General features: G+C 56.9%; 2 protein-coding genes and 1 pseudogene. 2 read left to right on the forward strand and 1 reads right to left on the reverse strand.

Annotated elements, in window-relative coordinates; genetic code table 11:
* Positions 1–171 precede the first annotated feature (171 nt).
* Positions 172–779, forward strand: a pseudogene (locus tag EXE44_RS16640) (tyrosine-type recombinase/integrase).
* Between the two features lie 4 nt (positions 780–783).
* Here EXE44_RS16640 and EXE44_RS16645 read toward each other — a convergent pair.
* Positions 784–1,275, reverse strand: a complete 492-nt coding sequence (locus EXE44_RS16645) for a hypothetical protein (RefSeq protein WP_137693527.1) — start codon at positions 1,273–1,275, stop codon at positions 784–786.
* Between the two features lie 128 nt (positions 1,276–1,403).
* On the opposite strand from EXE44_RS16645, the gene EXE44_RS16650 reads away from it, so the two are divergent.
* Positions 1,404–1,679: hypothetical protein (locus EXE44_RS16650; RefSeq protein ID WP_137717960.1), on the forward strand; the 276-nt coding region annotated here is incomplete at its 3' end.

Consider the following 1,679-nt stretch of genomic DNA (forward strand, 5'->3'; position numbering starts at 1 on the left):
AACTGCGGAGCCGAGACCTTCGCGTTCGAACGCAACTGCGTGAACTGCGGGGTGAACCGGTGGCGTGGTAACGCCTAAGACGAGTTTGGGATTCTCTATATAGAAACCCAAACTCGCACCTTCCTTCCCCTGAACCGTTTATAAACCAACTACCTCGAAACACCCCGAACAATGGAAACCCAAACTCAGGACAAAGCGACCGTCTGGCTGAAGCCGGAGCAGGTCGACCGGATGCGTTCCGCGACCGTCGAAGCGAGCGCGCCGTACCTCGCCGCTCGCAACGACGCGCTGATCGCGACGCTCTACGACTCCGGGCTCCGCGTCGCGGAGGCCGTCGCGCTCGACGTGGCCGACCACGTCGACCTCAACGACGGCGTTCTCGCGCTCCCGGCCGACATCCAGAAGGACTACCCGACCGACCGCACGCCGAACTACACCGAGATCGAACTGGCCGACGAGACCGTCCGGACGCTCCGTACCTCGCCGGCCGCTGGAAGGAGACCACAGCCCTGTGGCCGTCGCGACAGTCTGACCGGATGACTACGGAGTCCGTTCGGAACGTCGTTCGAGAGGCCGCCGTCGGCGCCGACGTGCGACCGATAACGGTCACCGGGCGAGGCGACCCGGAGGACGTGACGCCGCACACGCTCCGGCACAGCGTCGCCTACCGGATGCTCAACGTCGAAGAGGGCCACACCTTCTACGACGTGCGGAACCGGCTCAGGCACGCGACGATCCAAACCACCGAGCGAGTCTACGACCACATCGACCGAGTTTAAATCGCTATAATATCCTCGGAGACATTTCGTACTCTTCTGGTAGTTTCTCGATTCGAACTTTTACTAACATTGGATGCTGTTCCGTATTCGCCTCTGAAATCGCTTCTAAGACTTCTTTCTGGTCGCGTTCCAGCTCAGCGTACTCTCCAGACTTCACCTCTACCGGGAAATGAATCTCTTTTTGGATATTCCATTTATTTGTGATTCGTCCATCCCGCCCCCATTCAATCTCATCCTCGTAGATTTCAGGTATGACTTTCGCGGTAAATGCCCCGTCTGTCCGAGCGGACACTGTTTCACCGTTTTCAGTAGATACTTTGAAATGGTCGGCAGATCCGTGAGAGACTCGAATAGGTGTGTCCTCTGCTAGTGAATATGTATCTTCGATAAATGATCGTATCTCGTCTTCAATCGGGTTTGGCACAATTCGACCACCGAAGACGAGTGCTTCACCGATCGCCCCCTTCTGATTGGGACCAACGCTGTCTGTTTCCATACACAAACGTCTCGAACACAGTTATATGAAAGACGGCTTTTGCCCCAGTCTGATCGTCTCCTCTTCACAATTTATTCAGTTATTAATTGAGCAATAATAACTATACAGCGGCCGTGTGACGTGTCGGTATGGTCGCCACAGACCTACCGACGCCGAAAGAGTTCGAGGAAGCACAGGAAGCAGCCGAGAACGGCAACCACGACGAAATCAAGCCCTTCTACGGGTTCAGCCGCATCGAGGAGTTCGACGACTACACCGACTTCATGAGCTACGTGGCCGCGAAGAAGGCCGCATCTGCCAGCGAGGACGCGTTCGAGACGCGGAGGTCGTTGGATGGCTACGAGAGCGCCGCGAAGGGGCTGCTGCTCGGTATCGGTGCCGCGGCTCTCATCGAGGCGGTGATC

Source organism: Halorubrum sp. SS7, assembly GCF_005435055.1.
Lineage (GTDB): Archaea > Halobacteriota > Halobacteria > Halobacteriales > Haloferacaceae > Halorubrum > Halorubrum salinarum.